14 protein-coding genes are annotated in these 15,331 nt (G+C 69.8%); 1 reads left to right on the top strand and 13 read right to left on the bottom strand.

Translation table 11 applies throughout. The annotated features are described in order from the left end of the window. The first annotated feature begins 207 nt into the window (after positions 1-207). Complete coding sequence (locus tag DYE07_RS12845; RefSeq protein WP_115297392.1) at positions 208-3,588, top strand: pyruvate carboxylase; 3,381 nt, start codon at positions 208-210, stop codon at positions 3,586-3,588. A 129-nt stretch (positions 3,589-3,717) separates the two neighbouring features. On the opposite strand, the gene DYE07_RS12850 is transcribed toward DYE07_RS12845, so the two are convergent. The 13 genes from DYE07_RS12850 to DYE07_RS12910 form a co-directional block, all read right to left on the bottom strand. Beyond that, positions 3,718-5,592, bottom strand: a complete 1,875-nt coding sequence (locus tag DYE07_RS12850) for a DUF2207 domain-containing protein (RefSeq protein WP_006943850.1) — start codon at positions 5,590-5,592, stop codon at positions 3,718-3,720. 68 nt (positions 5,593-5,660) lie between these two features. Continuing rightward, on the bottom strand, positions 5,661-6,137 hold the full coding sequence (gene smpB / locus DYE07_RS12855; RefSeq protein ID WP_006943848.1) for an SsrA-binding protein SmpB: 477 nt from the start codon (positions 6,135-6,137) through the stop codon (positions 5,661-5,663). A gap of 94 nt (positions 6,138-6,231) precedes the next feature. Then, positions 6,232-7,464 carry a M23 family metallopeptidase gene (locus tag DYE07_RS12860; protein WP_115297221.1) on the bottom strand — a complete coding sequence of 411 codons (1,233 nt, stop codon included), beginning with the start codon at positions 7,462-7,464 and terminating at the stop codon, positions 6,232-6,234. A gap of 2 nt (positions 7,465-7,466) precedes the next feature. Then, on the bottom strand, positions 7,467-8,378 hold the full coding sequence (gene ftsX, locus DYE07_RS12865; RefSeq protein WP_115297222.1) for a permease-like cell division protein FtsX: 912 nt from the start codon (positions 8,376-8,378) through the stop codon (positions 7,467-7,469). Further along, positions 8,375-9,226, bottom strand: a complete 852-nt coding sequence (gene ftsE, locus DYE07_RS12870) for a cell division ATP-binding protein FtsE (RefSeq protein WP_115297223.1) — start codon at positions 9,224-9,226, stop codon at positions 8,375-8,377. Before ftsE ends, ftsX begins: the two co-directional genes overlap by 4 nt. A 56-nt stretch (positions 9,227-9,282) precedes the next feature. Continuing rightward, on the bottom strand, positions 9,283-10,395 hold the full coding sequence (gene prfB / locus DYE07_RS12875) for a peptide chain release factor 2 (protein ID WP_006943864.1): 1,113 nt from the start codon (positions 10,393-10,395) through the stop codon (positions 9,283-9,285). A 53-nt stretch (positions 10,396-10,448) separates the two neighbouring features. Continuing rightward, positions 10,449-10,892, bottom strand: coding sequence for a hypothetical protein (locus DYE07_RS14835; RefSeq protein WP_156445003.1), 444 nt, complete (start codon positions 10,890-10,892; stop codon positions 10,449-10,451). Between the two features lie 95 nt (positions 10,893-10,987). Continuing rightward, on the bottom strand, positions 10,988-11,530 hold the full coding sequence (locus DYE07_RS12885) for a pilus assembly protein (RefSeq protein WP_136788093.1): 543 nt from the start codon (positions 11,528-11,530) through the stop codon (positions 10,988-10,990). Continuing rightward, positions 11,527-11,919, bottom strand: coding sequence for a TadE/TadG family type IV pilus assembly protein (locus tag DYE07_RS12890; protein ID WP_006943860.1), 393 nt, complete (start codon positions 11,917-11,919; stop codon positions 11,527-11,529). The genes DYE07_RS12885 and DYE07_RS12890 overlap by 4 nt, the downstream gene beginning before the upstream one ends. 17 nt (positions 11,920-11,936) lie before the next feature. Further along, positions 11,937-12,158, bottom strand: coding sequence for a hypothetical protein (locus tag DYE07_RS12895; RefSeq protein ID WP_006943854.1), 222 nt, complete (start codon positions 12,156-12,158; stop codon positions 11,937-11,939). A 60-nt stretch (positions 12,159-12,218) separates the two neighbouring features. Further along, positions 12,219-13,106, bottom strand: coding sequence for a type II secretion system F family protein (locus DYE07_RS12900; protein ID WP_006943844.1), 888 nt, complete (start codon positions 13,104-13,106; stop codon positions 12,219-12,221). After that, complete coding sequence (locus DYE07_RS12905) at positions 13,103-13,975, bottom strand: type II secretion system F family protein (protein ID WP_006943852.1); 873 nt, start codon at positions 13,973-13,975, stop codon at positions 13,103-13,105. The genes DYE07_RS12900 and DYE07_RS12905 overlap by 4 nt, the downstream gene beginning before the upstream one ends. Continuing rightward, entirely contained in the window at positions 13,972-15,201 is a 1,230-nt protein-coding gene (locus DYE07_RS12910) for a TadA family conjugal transfer-associated ATPase (protein WP_006943851.1), read from the bottom strand. Before DYE07_RS12910 ends, DYE07_RS12905 begins: the two co-directional genes overlap by 4 nt. Positions 15,202-15,331 lie beyond the last annotated feature (130 nt).

The following is a 15,331-nucleotide window of genomic DNA, read 5'->3' on the forward strand; positions in this document are numbered from 1 at the left end:
ACCCTCGCCTCTGGGCGGGCTCGACCCTGCGTCGGGCCCGCCCAGAGGCTTTTCTCACGTCCGGTGTGGTGCGAGACACGCGTGTGTTGCCAACTGTTCGCTATTGGTCGGTTTTGCCGCGAAACTCTGCGGTTTTCAGCCCTGAGCGACCGGTAGTGTCAGCACCAACTGCGCCGCCGCGGCGCCCCACCCCGAACGGAGATGTGCATGTTCCGCAAGGTCCTGGTCGCCAACCGAGGCGAGATCGCCGTGCGCGCGTTCCGCGCCGCCACCGAGCTGGGCGCCACCACCGTCGCCGTCTTCCCCCACGAGGACCGCGGCAGCGAGCATCGTCTCAAGGCCGACGAGGCCTACCAGATCGGCGAGGTCGGCCACCCCGTGCGCGCCTACCTCGACGTCGACGAGATCATCCGCGTCGCCCGGGAATCGGGCGCCGACGCGATCTACCCCGGCTACGGCTTCCTGTCCGAGAACCCGCTGCTCGCCGAGGCGTGCGCCGACGCCGGCATCACCTTCATCGGCCCCAAGCCCGACGTGCTGCACATGACGGGCAACAAGGCGACGGCCATCGCCGCGGCCAAGCGTGCCGGCCTGCCGACGCTGCGCAGTGTGCCGCCGTCGTCCGACATCGACGAACTCGTCAAGGGCGCCGACGACATCGGCTACCCCGTCTTCGTCAAGGCCGTCGCCGGCGGCGGCGGGCGCGGCATGCGTCGCGTCGAGAAGCCCGAGGCGCTGCGCGAGAACCTCGAGGCCGCGATGCGCGAAGCCGAATCCGCCTTCGGTGACGCGACCTGCTTCATCGAGGAAGCCGTCGTCGACCCGCGCCACATCGAGGTGCAGATCCTCGCCGACGGTGAGGGCGACGTCGTCCACCTCTTCGAACGCGACTGCTCCGTGCAGCGACGCCACCAGAAGGTCGTCGAGATCGCGCCGGCACCGAACCTCTCCCCCGAACTGCGCGAACGCATGTGCGCCGACGCCGTCGCGTTCGCGAAGGAGATCGGCTACTCGTGCGCCGGCACCGTCGAGTTCCTGCTCGACACCCGCGGCCGCTACGTGTTCATCGAGATGAACCCGCGCATCCAGGTCGAGCACACCGTCACCGAGGAGGTCACCGACGTCGACCTCGTCGCCGCGCAGATGCGCATCGCCTCCGGCGACACCCTCGACGACCTCGGCCTCGCTCAGGAGAACATCCACCTGCGCGGCGCGGCGCTGCAGTGCCGCATCACGACCGAGGACCCGGCCAACGGCTTCCGCCCCGACACCGGCACGATCACCGCCTACCGTTCCGCGGGCGGCTCGGGCGTTCGCCTCGACGGCGGCACGATCCACATGGGCGCCGAGGTCAGCGCCCACTTCGACTCGATGCTCGTCAAGCTCACCTGCCGCGGCCGCGACTTCGCGACGGCCGTGCGCCGCGCCCGCCGCGCCCTCGCCGAGTTCCGCGTGCGCGGTGTCAGCACGAACATCCCCTTCCTGCAGGCCCTGCTCGAGGACCCGGCATTCATCTGCGGCAACGTGACGACGTCGTTCATCGAGACCCACCCGCACCTGCTCGACGCGCGCACCCCCGGCGATCGCGGCACGAAGCTGCTCACCTACCTCGCCGAGACGACCGTCAACAAGCCGTACGGCGACCACTCAGCACTCGCCATCACGGCGCGCGAGAAGCTGCCCGCATTCGACATCAGCGGCCCCGTCCCGCCCGGCGCGCGCGACCGGCTGATCACCGAAGGGCCCGAGGCGTTCGCCCGCGCTCTGCGCGAGCAGCAGGCCGTCGCCGTCACCGAGACGACGATGCGCGACGCCCACCAGTCCCTGCTCGCGACGCGCATCCGCACCCGCGACCTGCTGCACGTCGCGCCGTACGTCGCACGCATGACGCCGCAGCTGCTGTCGATGGAGGCCTGGGGCGGCGCGACGTACGACGTCGCGCTGCGCTTCCTGTCCGAAGACCCGTGGGACCGCCTCGCGAAGCTGCGCGAGGCGATGCCGAACATCCCGATCCAGATGCTGCTGCGCGGGCGCAACACCGTTGGCTACACGCCGTACCCGACCAAGGTGACCGACGCGTTCGTCACCGAGGCCGCGCGCACGGGTGTCGACATCTTCCGCATCTTCGACGCCCTCAACGACGTCGAGCAGATGCGTCCCGCCATCGAAGCGGTGCGCGAGACGGGCACCGCCGTCGCCGAGGTGGCCCTGTGCTACACCGGCAACCTCGCCTCCCCCGACGAGAAGCTCTACACGCTCGACTACTACCTCGCGCTCGCCGAGAAGATCGTCGACGCCGGCGCCCACGTCCTCGCGATCAAGGACATGGCGGGTCTGCTGCGCGCCCCGGCGGCGCGTACCCTCGTCACCGCGTTGCGGGAGCGCTTCGACCTGCCCGTGCACCTGCACACCCACGACACGGCCGGTGGCCAGCTCGCGACGCTGCTCGCCGCCATCGACGCGGGCGTCGACGCGGTCGACGTCGCGAGCGCCGCGATGTCGGGCACGACGAGCCAGCCGTCGATGTCGGCGCTCGTCGCGGCGACGGACGGCACGGACCGTGCGACGGGGCTCGACCTCGCGAACGTGTGCGACCTCGAGCCGTACTGGGAGGCCGTGCGCACCCTCTACAAGCCGTTCGAGTCGGGCCTCGCCGCGCCGACGGGTCGCGTGTACCGTCACGAGATCCCGGGTGGGCAGCTGTCGAACCTGCGCCAGCAGGCGATCGCGCTCGGCCTCGGCGACCGCTTCGAGGCGATCGAGGACATGTACGCCGCGGCCAACGACATCCTCGGCAACGTCGTCAAGGTGACGCCGAGCTCGAAGGTCGTCGGCGACCTCGCGCTCGCGCTCGTCAGCGCGAACGCCGACCCGAAGGACTTCGAGGCCAACCCGCAGAACTACGACATCCCGGACTCCGTCATCGGCTTCCTCGGCGGCGAGCTCGGCGACCCGCCCGGTGGCTGGCCCGAGCCGTTCCGCACGAAGGCCCTCGCCGGACGCACGGTGCGCCCGCGCGTCGAGGAGCTGAGCGCCGATGACGAGGCCGACCTCGCACGCGACCCGCGCGGCACGCTCAACCGCCTGCTGTTCCCCGGCCCGACGCAGGACTACGCGCGCGCCCGCGAGCTCTACAGCGACCTGTCGGTGCTGTCGACGAAGGAGTTCCTCCACGGCCTCGCGCCCGGGCAGGAGCACGAGGTCGACCTCGAGCCGGGCAAGAAGATCCTGATGTCTGTCGCGTCCGTCTCCGAGCCCGACGAGCGCGGCATGCGCACCGTGCTCGCGACGCTCAACGGCCAGCTGCGCCCCGTCCAGGTGCGCGACCACGCCGTCAAGGTCGACGTCGCCGCCGTCGAGAAGGCCGACCCGAAGAACGTCGGCCACGTCGCCGCGCCGTTCGCGGGCATGGTGTCCGTCAGCGTCGCCGAGGGTGACGAGGTCGCGGCAGGCGACACGGTCGCGACGATCGAAGCGATGAAGATGGAGGCCTCCATCACGACGCCCGTCGCGGGCACCGTCAAGCGCGTGGCTCTGACGCACGAGACGCAGGTCGAGGGCGGCGACCTCGTCATCGTCATCGAGTGATGTCCGCCGCCGTGACCTGACGGCTCGCGGCCTCCGCTCGGGCCCGTCAGGTCGTGCGGCGCATGCGAAAGGGGCGCCCGTCTCGAGTCGAGACGGGCGCCCCTTTCGGCGTCGTTCAGGCGGGCCGGCTCACCAGCCCCCGCCACCACCACCGCTGATGCCGCCGCCGGAGAAGCCTCCCCCGCCGGAGAAGCCGCTACCGCCGCTCGAACCGGGCGTGGACGACAACGCGGACGACGCCGCGTCGCTGAAGGCCTCCATCGAGGCGCCGAAGTTGTCGAAGCCCCCGAAACCGCCGCCGAAGCCGCCGTACGGCACGTACCAGTAGGGCATGACCATCGGGTAGCCCTGCGCCTGCGCGGCAGCGGCGACCTGGCCGAAGACCTTCGCCCAGCGGTCGGCGAGACCGAGCACGACCGCGTACGGCATGTAGCGGCTGAAGATCTGCTCGGCTTCCTCGAACTTGATCTGCTTCGCCTCAGCCGTCTTGAGATACAGCTCGAACCCGCGCGTCTGGTCGTACACCGCCGAGCCGACGGGCGTGCGCGCGGCAGCGTTCTTCGAACGCACGAGCGCGAGGACGGCGACGATCGCGAAACCCGCACCGAACAGGAAGCCGTTGAGGTGGAAGTGGTTCGCGACGAAGAACGAGACGACGGCGAGCACTGCGAACAGGCTCGCGAGGCCCTTGGCCCCGGCCTCACTCGTGCTGGGGCGCTGCTTGAACCAGCCGCGCGCGACGGCCTCGTCCTCGATGCCCTCCTTCGCGTTCGCCAGGTGGCCCGCGAAGTGGTTCTTCAGATCGGACAGGTACACCTGCGAGCCGTCGGAGAACAGCGCGTTGAGTAGGTCCGCCTCGTAGGCCAGCAGATCACCGGCAGGGGGCTGCGGGTTCGAGATGAGCAGCCAGTCGCTCTTGTCGACCTGTTCCATGCGCAGGTACCCGCGCACCGCGAGGTCGACGATGGTGCCCGCGACGTCACGGTTGTCGGCGCGACGGTCGATGACGAGGCCCGCAAGGCCCGCGGTGGCGTCGTTGGGCGGCTCGAAGCGCACGGCGACCTCCGGGTCACCGGTCCGCTCGACCGGTACCTCCTGGCCGGGCGCGGGGAGCTGACCGGGTGCGATTCCGCTGTAGCGCTCGTCGGCGTTGCGCCGACGGTCGCGGACGAACCACAGCCCGCCGAGCCCGGCGAGTGCCGCCGCCAGAGCCCCGCCGCCGATGTTGACGGCCTGGCGCTGCGAAGACGTCAGCGGCCCGTTGACGCCGAACGCGTCCTCGGCCGAGCCGTCCTTGAGGATGGGGGCGGTGTTCGTGAACACCGACGTCGGCAGGTCGGCGTCGATCGTCATGCCGCGCCCGTTGCCGACGTTGTTCGCCGAGAACGACGCCTCCGTCCCCGGCGTCGCCCTGCACTCCTGCTTCGAGTTCTTCTCGCCGTACCAGCACTTGGCCCGAGAGACGGCGCCCGGGCCCTTGACGGTGACACGCGCGGTGTCGATCGGGATCTTCCAGTCGTTGCCCGTCGCGTTGATCAAGAACTCGGTCGACGAGTTCGACTGCTTGTTGACAACACCGGCGAGGTGGTACTTGAGCGTGTAGTGCTGCGTGCCGTACACGGTGCGGTTCGGGCTGCCGATGCGCAACCGCTCAGCGCCGCCGTCACGGGAGCGCTGCAGCTGCGTCGGCGCTCCCGTCGAGGAGGTGACGGAGACGTTCGTCATCGGGTACTCACGGTGCTGGGTGTCGCTCACGCCCTGGCCGGTGATGACGATGCGATCGAGCCCGTGATGACTGCTGTCGCTGAAGCGGACGTCGAGATTCTCCGTGACGTCGACGCCACCGTCGGCGCCCACGTCGTAGCGGATGTCGTAGTTCGTGATGCGGATGTTGTCGTTGCTCGCGGCCTGAGCGGGCGCTGCGCTCATGGCGACGAGCGCGACGGCGGCGGCGCCGAGTGCGGTGCGGGCCGACGGTGTAGGTGCTCCCCTGAGACGACTCATGCCCCTACCTTGCCACGTGGGCGAGGCGGGGGCGTGCCGGCGGGTCAACCGGCGCGCTCGCTCGGTTCTCAGCCGCCGCGCTTGAGGCGTACCTGCATCTCGCGCTGCGCCTCGAGGTTGTCCTGACGCTCGCGCAGCGTCTGGCGCTTGTCGTGCAGTTGCTTGCCTCGCGCGAGGGCGATCTCGACCTTCGCGCGCCCGTCCTTGAAATACAGCGACAGCGGCACGATGGTGTACCCCTTCGACTGCGCCTTGTTCGCGAGCTTGAGGATCTCGGCCTTGTGCAGCAGCAGCTTGCGTCGCCGACGCGCGGAGTGGTTCGTCCACGTGCCCTGGAGGTACTCGGGGATGTGGACGTTCTCGAGCCACATCTCACCGTCGCGCTCGAGCACGTAACCGTCGACGAGGGACGCGCGCCCCATGCGCAGGCTCTTCACCTCGGTGCCCATGAGGGACAGCCCGGCCTCGAGCGTTTCCTCGATGTGGTAGTCGTGGCGCGCCTTCTTGTTGTTGGCGATCACCTTCGTGCCGTGTTCCTTCGGCATGGGCTCACCCCCTTCTGCTTCGATGCGGTCGCGTTCGGCGTGGTCGACGTCGGTGAAGACAACATCGCAGGCATGCCGGGCATTTCCGAAGCTGTCACTTTATCCACTTCAGCGGGTTGACGGCCACACCATTCTCGCGGGTCTCGAAGTGCAGGTGGCAGCCGGTGACGCGCCCCGTCATCCCGGAGACCCCGATCTGCTGGCCCTTCTTGACCTTCTGCCCGACGCTGACCGACAGGGACGTGAAGTGCATGTAGGCGCTCGTCAGCTGCGCACCGTTGACGGTTCCGTGGCTGATGTAGACGTGATTGCCGGAGACGTCGTTGTAGTTCGCCTCGATGACGGTGCCGTCACCCGCGGCATAGACGGGCGTGCCGCACGCGAACGGGAAGTCGTCGCCCTCGTGCAGCTTGTTGATCTTGAGGACGGGGTGGAAGCGGTAGCCGTAGCCCGATACGATTCTCGAGATCTGGCCCGGGGAAGCGAGGAAACCGGTGCCCTGCGGCACGTCGTGGACGCTGGTGTCGACATCCTTGCTCGTCGTCGTGACGTTCTTCAGGCGCGTGCTCTCAGCCTGCAACGCCGCGAGCTTCGCCTCCTCCTTCTTCTTCTCGGCCTCGAGCTTCTTCTTGTCGTCCTTCTGCGTCTTCTGCAACGCCACGAGACTCGCCTCGGCGGTGTCGGCGTCAGTCTTCGCCGTGCTCGCGGCGGTGACGGCGGCGTCCTGCTTCGTCTTCGCCAGGCTCGCACGACGCCGGATCTCCGCGAGACGTGTCGCCTCGCTCTGCCCGGCTGCGGCCGAGCTCTTGAGATTCGTGATGACGCCCTGCTGGCGGCGCATGACGATGTCGGCGAGCGCCATCGTGCCGGAGACACCCGAGTTCGAGGTGAGCACCTCGATGGTGAACGTGAGGTCGCCGAGCCCGCCCGTCTCGAACGCGTTGCGCGCGAGGCCACCGACCTCGGTGCGTGCCTTCGCCTGGTCGGCGCGGTTCGTCGCGAGGGCGGTGCGCGAGGCGTCCTCGTCGGCCTTGGCGACGTCGTAGTCGGACGCGGCGTCACGCTGCTTCTGCTGGGCCTTCGTCAGGGCGCTCTTCGCGTCCTTCGCCTTCTTGTCGGCGGCCGCGACGGCCTTGTTCGTCTCCGTCAGCGTCGCGTCGGCGTCGGCGAGCGACTTCGAGATGTCGTCGATCTCGGACTTGCTGTTCTTGATCTTGTCGTCGACGTCGTCACCGACGGCGTGGCTCGACCCGGACGCGACACCGAGCGCGCAGGTCGCGGCGAGGGCTGCGGCGCAGAGTCGGCGACGGGATCTGGTGGGCGCCATCGTCACACCTTGAGGTAGCGACGCAGCGTGAGCCACGACGTGACGACGGCGAGCAGGAGCGCGCCGAGGTACAGCCACGGCACGACGGCGAGGACGTCGCCGTCCCCGACGAGATTGACGAAGCCGCCCCCGGAGCCGGCGAGGCTGCTCACGCCGAAGTGGACCATCGCCCACAGCATGGCCGAGGCAAGGGTCGCGCCGACGAGCGAGGCGAGCAGCACCTCGGCCACGAACGGCAGGTAGATCGTCGCGCTCGAGGCACCGACGAGGCGCATGATGCCGACCTGCCGGCGCCGCGTGAACGCCACCTGCCGGATCGTCGTCACCATGAGCAGCACGCAGCACACGACCATGAGCGTCGCGATGATTGCCGAGCCGACGCCGAGCATCGTGAGGAACGAGAAGAACGGCGCGAGCACCTCGTGCAGGTTGCTCACGTGCGCGACGCCCGGCATGCCGGTGAATCCGCTCGCTATCTCGTCGAAACGCCGTGGGTCGTCGAGGCGCACCTCGAAGAATGCGGGCATCGACGAGGCGTCGACGCTGCTGACGTACGGCGAGTCGTGGTACTGCTCGCGGAACATCGCGACGGCCTGCTCGCTCGTCCTGTAGTCGACCTTCGTGACGAGCGGCGCGAGGTTCGTCAGGTTGCTGCGCACCGTCTCGGTCTGCGCTGCGCTCGCCTTGCCGCCGGCGCACGAGGCGACGCCCGTGTCGGAGTCGGTGCACAGGAACACGAACGCGTGGACCTTGTCATACCAGTCGCCCTTGGCGGCCTCAACCTGACGCTGCGCGAGCAGCCCGGCACCGACGAAGATCATCGACACCATCGACACGAGTACGACCGAGGCGATCATCGAGGTGTTGCGACGCACCCCCTGACCGACCTCGGAGGCGAGGAAACGCAGGTTCACGACGCAGCTCCCGTGATGTCGCGCCCCCGGCGCGTGGCGCGGGCGCCCGGGATTGCGGTGGTCGTGCCGTCGAGAGCTGACGGATCGTCGTGGGCGTCGTGACTGTCGCGGCCGCCCTGTTCTGCGACGGCGTCGAGGCGGCGCGCGCCGGAGCGTCGTGAGGTGGCCTCGGAGCGGTAGCCGCCGGTCGAGTCGCGCACGAGACGGCCGTCGCTCATCTCGATGACGCGCCGCTGCAGGCGGTCGACGAGCGAGTTGTCGTGCGTTGCCATGACGAGCGTCGTGCTCGTGCGGTTGACGCGGTCGAGCACGCCGACGACCTCTTCGGAGTTCTCGGGGTCGAGGTTGCCGGTCGGTTCGTCTGCGAGCAGGATGGCGGGCTGCTTGACGACGGCGCGCGCGATGGCGACGCGCTGCTGCTCACCGCCGGAGAGTTCGTGCGGGAAGCGGCGCGACTTCTCGGCGAGGCCGACGAGTTCGAGCGCCTCGGGCACGGCCGTGCGCACCGCGCCCCGACGCCAGCCGAGGATCTCGAGGACGAACGCGACGTTCTCGGCGACCGTCTTGTTCTCGAGCAGCCGGAAATCCTGAAAAACGACGCCGATGTCGCGGCGCAGCGACGGCACCTTGCGGCGCGGCATCGTCATGAGGTCTCGCCCGGCGATGTGGATCTGGCCGGACGTCGCCGTCACCTCGTGCGTCATGAGACGCATGAGCGAGCTCTTGCCCGAGCCGGACTGGCCGACGAGGAAGACGAACTCGCCGCGCTCGATGTCGAAGCTGACGTCGTCGAGCGCAGGCGCCAGCTTTCTGCCGTACGTCAGACTCACATGGTCGAAACGAATCATGGCTCCCCCGCCGTGCTCGATGCGTGCTCGCTACCTACCCCGCGTGTGAGCCGGTGTCACTCGGCGTCGCGAGCGGCGGCGCGCTTCCAACGGATGCCGGCCTCGATGAACCCGTCAATGTCGCCGTCGAACACGCCGGAGGTGTTGCCGACCTCGTACTCGGTGCGCAGATCCTTGACCATCTGGTAGGGGTGCAGGACGTAGGAGCGCATCTGGTCGCCCCAGCTCGCCTTGATGTCGCCGGCGAGTTCCTTCTTCTGCGCGTCCTCCTCCTGCTTCTTGAGCAGCAGCAGGCGGGACTGCATGACGCGCAGCGCGGCGGCGCGGTTCTGGATCTGGCTCTTCTCGTTCTGCATCGACACGACGGTGCCGGTCGGGATGTGCGTCATGCGCACAGCCGAGTCGGTCGTGTTGACGCTCTGGCCACCGGGGCCCGAGGAGCGGAACACGTCGATCTTCAGCTCGTTCTCGGGGATCTCGATCGTGTCGGTCGTCTCGATGAGCGGCACGACCTCGACGGCGGCGAACGACGTCTGACGTCGGCCCTGGTTGTCGAACGGCGAGATGCGCACGAGACGGTGCGTGCCGGCCTCGACCGACAGGTTGCCGAACGCGTAGGGCACGTTGACCTCGAACGTGACGGACTTGAGGCCCGCCTCTTCGGCGTAGGAGGTGTCCATGACCTTCGTCGGGTAGCCGTGACGCTCGGCCCAGCGCAGGTACATGCGCATGAGCATCTCGGCGAAGTCGGCGGCGTCGACGCCACCGGCGCCGGCGCGGATCGTGACGACGGCCTCGCGCTCGTCGAACTCGCCGTTGAGCAGGGTGCGCACCTCGAGTTCGCCGACGGCCTTCTGCAGCTTCTTCAGTTCGCGCTCGGCCTCGGCGAGGGTGTCGGCGTCGTTCTCCTCGGTGCCCATCTCGACGAGCACCTCGAGGTCGTCGATCGCCGCGTCCATGTTCTCGACGCGGTCGTTCTCGGCGTTCGCGCGCGACAGCGCGGAGGTGATCTTCTGCGCCGCATCCGGGTCGTCCCACAGATCGGGGGCCGCGGACTGCTCCTCGAGGTCGACGATCTGCTTCTTCAGCTTCTCGAGGTCGAGCACCTCGCGCACCGACGCCATCGTCGTGCGCAGGTTCTTGATTTCGTTGGGAAAGTCGACAGCCACGCCTTCCAGAGTATCGCCTGTGACGGGCCGCGCCCCAACCGGCGAGTGAACACTCATCGTTCGAAGTGCGCTTCGGCCCGCGTGGTGACGTGAACGGTGATCGGTGCACCGAGCGCAGACAGCGCTCCCCCGACCGCCGGCGGGTCGACGACGGCCGCGACGGCGAGCACGAGATCCTTGCCGTCGACGCTCGCCGACGTCAGGCTCCACGACGTGACGTGCGCCGGGCGCTCGGTAGCGGACAGCGCCGCCTGCGCCTCGGCGCGCACCGATGCCGCGTCGAGCTGCGGCGCCTCGACGCCGTGAGCGTAGGCATGCGCGACCGAGATGCGGTCGGCGGCTGCGGCGCCCGCATGGTCGGCGGCGTCGAGGACGTCGACGCGCGCCACCTGCGCGGTGTGCACGCAGATACCGCCGAGCAGCAGCATGACGACGCACGTACACAGCCCGATGCCGAGAAGGGCGATCCCGCCGTCGTCGGCGCGCGTTCGGTTCACGAGGGACGAGGCGAGCTGTCTGAGCCTCGCCGGCATGTGGCGCAGGGGTCCGCTGAGGGCGTCACGCCTCGTGGCGCACGCGTCAGGTGCGGGAGTCACCGTTGCCCTCCGTACTGTTCGACCTTCTCGACGTGCCGAGAGCTCAGGTGGATCTCGAGCCCCGCGGGGCCGCTGAGCCATCGCGGCACGAACGGCAGGCCGACGCTCGTGCGCGCCGTCGCACTGACCTGAGCGCCGGGCGTCAGGCACGGGCTCGCCGTGCAGGTGATCGTCGCCGTGCCGACGGGGCTGCGCTGATCCTCGAACGCGAGACGCGCCGCGACATTCGCGCGCACGCTGCCCGCGCCCGAAGAGGGCGCCGTCACGTATGTGCGCGCCGCCTCACGGGCCGCCGAGCGCACCGCGAACGACGCCGCCTCGACACGGACGAGAGACGTCGCGACCCACAGCAGCGGCAACAACAACACCGCGATGACGACGATCGCCTCGACGAGCGCCGACCCTTCGTCCGCATCGAGGCCATGACCTCTCGTGTCCGCTACGCCGCCTTCTGCGCCACGCTGGTCAGGACCACCGGGGCTTCGTCCCAGGCGGCCCGCACCTTGGGCCGCGGCGGCCACGTCTCGACGGGCCCTCATGGGCCGCGGTCCTCGATGACGGCTCGCCCGCTGGTGTGCAGGTCGAGTCCGACGCCGAACGGGCCGAGCACGGGCACCTGGGCGGTGATGTCGACGCGCATGACCGCGACGCCCGCCTCGCTCGTCGACCCGGCGCTCACGCGTGCGTGCCGGCCGCCACCCTCGGCGAGCAGGTCGCGTGCCTTCGCCTGAGCGGCGTCGACGCCTCCATCGACGCGAGCGCCCGCGCGGGCCGCTTCGGCCGCCGCCATCGTCAGCGACGACCGCACGTGCGCGGCGTAGGCGAACTGGCATACGAGCAGGAAGACGGCGACGATGACGACGCTCGTCATCGCGTTCTCGGCGACCGCGGATCCGCGCTCGTCCCGCCACGCGACCCGGAAGCGCATCGCGGCCGTGATGCGGTTCAGCCGCCGGAGACCTTGCTCATGGCGCTCGTGAACATCGTCTGCAGCAGCGGCCCGGCCGTCTGCCACAACAGCGTGACGAGGCCCGCCGTCATGAGCGTGACGAGCACCCAGCCCGGCACGTCGCCGCGCTCGCCGTCGCTGTCCGTCCCGTTCACCGGTCGGAGGGTGAGCGCGACGCGTCGTCGCAGAGCAGAGCGGGCACTGAGGATGCGGTTCATGGGAGGTGACCTTTCGTCGGGGTGTGGCCCGCGAGCGTTCGCGGGAGTCGTGGGGAGGCATCACAGCGTCAGATCGAGAGCTGCGAGCCCGGGGTACACGGCGAACAGCACCGTGACGGGCAGGACGAGGAAGACGACGGGCGCCATCATGACGACCTCCTTGCGGCCGGCTTTCTCGACGAGCTCGGTGCGCACGCTCTCGCGCGCGTCCTGGGCCTGCGCGCGCAGGACGTCGGCGAGTGGCGTGCCACGCTCGAGTGCGACGATGACGCCCTCGACGAAGCGCGCCACGCTGACGACGCTCGTACGCCGCGCGACGCCGGCCAGCGCGTCGGACAACGGAGTACCGGCGCGCGCCTGCTCGAGGGCGGTGCGCAGTTCCTCGGCGAGGGGGCCGCGGCACAGAGTCGTGACGTGTTCGAGCGCGCCGAGCGGGCCCTGGCCGGCGGCGACGGCGAGGGCGAGCATGTCGGCGATCGCGGGGAACTCGACGATCATGCGGGCCTCGCGCCTCTCGGCGAGCCGGGTGAGCTGCTGATCGCGCAGTACGACACCGAACCCGGCGGCGAGCAGCACGAGCGCCGAGGCAGACAGCGGTCCGCGCGTCGAGTTGCCCGTGACGAGGACGATGCACGCCGCGCCGGCGAAGCCCGTCATCGCCCACAGGGCCTGGCTCGTGCGGAACGTGTCGACGTCCGGGACGAGGCCCGCGCGCTCCATCCGGGAGCGCACGTGATCGGCGCCGCCCAGGACCCGCCCGAGCAGGCGCGCCAGGGCCGCCGCGACGGCGTCGAGACCGCGACGCGGCGCGGCGGCGGGTGAGTCTACGGCGAGCATTGCCTCGAGACGCTGCTCGAGTACGCTGACGCGCGGGCGCGCCACCCAGATGCCGACCAGTGCGAGCCCCAGCCCGATGGCGGCGGCCGACAGCGCGGCTGGTGTCGTCATCGCATGACCCGTTCCTCGTGAGGCAGACGCCCGATGGCCTTCATCGCGACGTACGCGATCCACGACACGAGCGCTCCGGCGACGAGCACGAGCACCCCCTGCGGTGTGCGGTAGGCCGCCAGCCCCTCACCGCGGAAACCGACGACGCACAACGCGAGCCACGGTGCGGCGAGCGCCAACCGTGCCGCGCTCACCGTCCAGCTCTGCTTGGCGGCGAGTTCGGCGCGCGTCGAGGCGTCCTCACGCAGGAAGGAGCTGAGGGTGCGAAGCAGGCGACCGACGTCGCTGCCGCCGACGTTGCGGGCGAGGCGCAGCGACTCGATGAGCCGATCGGCGGCCGGGTCGGCAAGGCGGGCCTTGAGGACGTCGAGCGAGTCGTCGAACCGGCCGTGCGCCGCGTCGTGGCGGGCGAAGGCGGCGAAGTCCTCACGCAGCACCTCCGGGCCGTGCAACGACAGTTGGCGCAGCGCTTCGGGGATCGACAGGCCGGCGCGGACGGCGGAGGCGACATGGTCGACGGCATCGGGCCAGGCCTCACGCCGGCGGCGGCGCAGGCTCGTCGCCCGGCCCCGGACGAATGCTGCAGGTGCCCACCCACCGACGCACGCGAGGACGACGGCGAGGGCTGGCACGCCGGTGATGACGAAGCCGAGGCAGAAGGCCACGGTCGCCGCGCCCAGGCACGCGGCGACGAGAGTGCGCACGCGCCAGGTGACGAGCCCGGACTGGTCGAGCAGTTCACGCACCGCGGCGTACCGGCGGCTGCGGCGCAGACCGTGAAGGGGGCGCGGCGGAGCCGGGGACGTCATCGCCCGCCACATGAGCAGTAGGGCGGTGCCGACGGCGGCGGCGCTGAGCAGGCGCGTCACGCGGCGTTCACCTCGGCGGCGAGAGCGGCGACGTCGATGCCGGCGCGAGCGAAGCGAACCTCTCCGTCGAGCGCGGGCAACAGGCGCGGGAAACCGACCTGGCCCTCGGTGAACAGCGGGATCGTCTCGACGGTGTCGCCCTCGACTCGTCCGGTGACGCGCACGACCTCGCGCACGGAGCGTCGCCCGTGCCGATCGAGGCCGAGGTGGACGACGACGTCGATCGCCGACGCGACCGTCGGGACGACGAACGAGGGCGAGATGTTGGGGCCCGCGAGCAGCGGTAACGTGCAGAGTTTCGTGAGCGCCTCGCGGGCCGAGTTGGCGTGCAGCGTCGCGAGACCCGGCAGACCCGAGTTGAGTGCGAGCAACAGGTCGAGCGACTCGGCCTGACGAACCTCCCCCACGACGAGTCGCGACGGCCGCATGCGCAGCGCCTCTTTGACGAGCATGCGCAGCGTCACCTCGCCCGAACCCTCGAGGTTGGGCTGACGGCACTGGAGCGCGACCCAGTCACGCGCCGCGAGCTGCACCTCGAAGACCTCCTCGCACGTGATGACGCGCTCGGTCTGCGGAATGGCACTCGCGAGGCAGTTCAACATCGTCGTTTTTCCGGCCTGCGTCTGACCGGAGACGAGGACGTTGAGCCCTGCCTTGACGCACGCCGCGAGGATGGCCGCCAACCCCGGCGACAGTGACCCGCGGTTGACGAGCTCGTCCATCGAATGACTCGTCGCGACGAATTTTCGAATGTTGATCGCCCAGTACTCGCGGGTCACGTCCGGAATCGCGACGTGAAGGCGCGAGCCGTCCGGGAGCGAGGCATCGACGAAGGGCGAGCTGAGGTCGAGACGCCGCCCCGACGTGCGCAGCATTCGTTCGACGAGAACGCGGATCTGGTCATGCGTCAGGATCGTCGGCGTCAGTTCGGAGACCCCGGAGCGCGCGACGAAGACCCGCGCGGGTTCGTTCAACCAAATTTCCTCGACGCTGGGGTCGTCGAGGTACTCCTGCAGCGGCCCGTAGCCCGCGACGGCGTCGAACACGGCCTTCGCCTCGCTCGTCGAACGCGACGACGCCGGCAGACCCGCCCGGGCGCGGGCGACCTCCGTCGCGGCGACGACGTCGGCGATGACGCCACGCACCGCCTCGGGGTCGGCTCCTGGGTCGATGGCCTTGGCGCGCAACTGCTCCCGCACCTCGTCCTCGATGAGCGTGATCGTCATCGTCTCTCCTCTTCGATGCCTGCTCTCAGGAGCCATCAAAGAGGCCGCGCGGGGCCGAAGGGGGTTTCGGAAAAACTCTTACCAAAGTCTTACCAAAGCACCCGTTCTGGCTCCGGCACGAGCGTTGTCC

Origin of the sequence: Dermacoccus nishinomiyaensis (assembly GCF_900447535.1) — a bacterium.
GTDB classification, from domain to species: Bacteria; Actinomycetota; Actinomycetes; order Actinomycetales; family Dermatophilaceae; genus Dermacoccus; species Dermacoccus nishinomiyaensis.

What these genes read in the sequence shown, in the direction of transcription:
- DYE07_RS12845 (WP_115297392.1), top strand. Translation starts at nt 208, where the DNA reads ATGTTCCGCAAGGTCCTGGTCGCCAACCGAGGCGAGATCGCCGTGCGC.
- DYE07_RS12895 (WP_006943854.1), bottom strand. Translation starts at nt 12,158, where the DNA reads ATGAACCGCATCCTCAGTGCCCGCTCTGCTCTGCGACGACGCGTCGCG.
- DYE07_RS12910 (WP_006943851.1), bottom strand. Translation starts at nt 15,201, where the DNA reads ATGACGATCACGCTCATCGAGGACGAGGTGCGGGAGCAGTTGCGCGCC.
- DYE07_RS12860 (WP_115297221.1), bottom strand. Translation starts at nt 7,464, where the DNA reads ATGGCGCCCACCAGATCCCGTCGCCGACTCTGCGCCGCAGCCCTCGCC.
- DYE07_RS12885 (WP_136788093.1), bottom strand. Translation starts at nt 11,530, where the DNA reads ATGAGGGCCCGTCGAGACGTGGCCGCCGCGGCCCAAGGTGCGGGCCGC.
- DYE07_RS12890 (WP_006943860.1), bottom strand. Translation starts at nt 11,919, where the DNA reads ATGCGCTTCCGGGTCGCGTGGCGGGACGAGCGCGGATCCGCGGTCGCC.
- DYE07_RS12850 (WP_006943850.1), bottom strand. Translation starts at nt 5,592, where the DNA reads ATGAGTCGTCTCAGGGGAGCACCTACACCGTCGGCCCGCACCGCACTC.
- smpB (WP_006943848.1), bottom strand. Translation starts at nt 6,137, where the DNA reads ATGCCGAAGGAACACGGCACGAAGGTGATCGCCAACAACAAGAAGGCG.
- DYE07_RS12900 (WP_006943844.1), bottom strand. Translation starts at nt 13,106, where the DNA reads ATGACGACACCAGCCGCGCTGTCGGCCGCCGCCATCGGGCTGGGGCTC.
- ftsE (WP_115297223.1), bottom strand. Translation starts at nt 9,226, where the DNA reads ATGATTCGTTTCGACCATGTGAGTCTGACGTACGGCAGAAAGCTGGCG.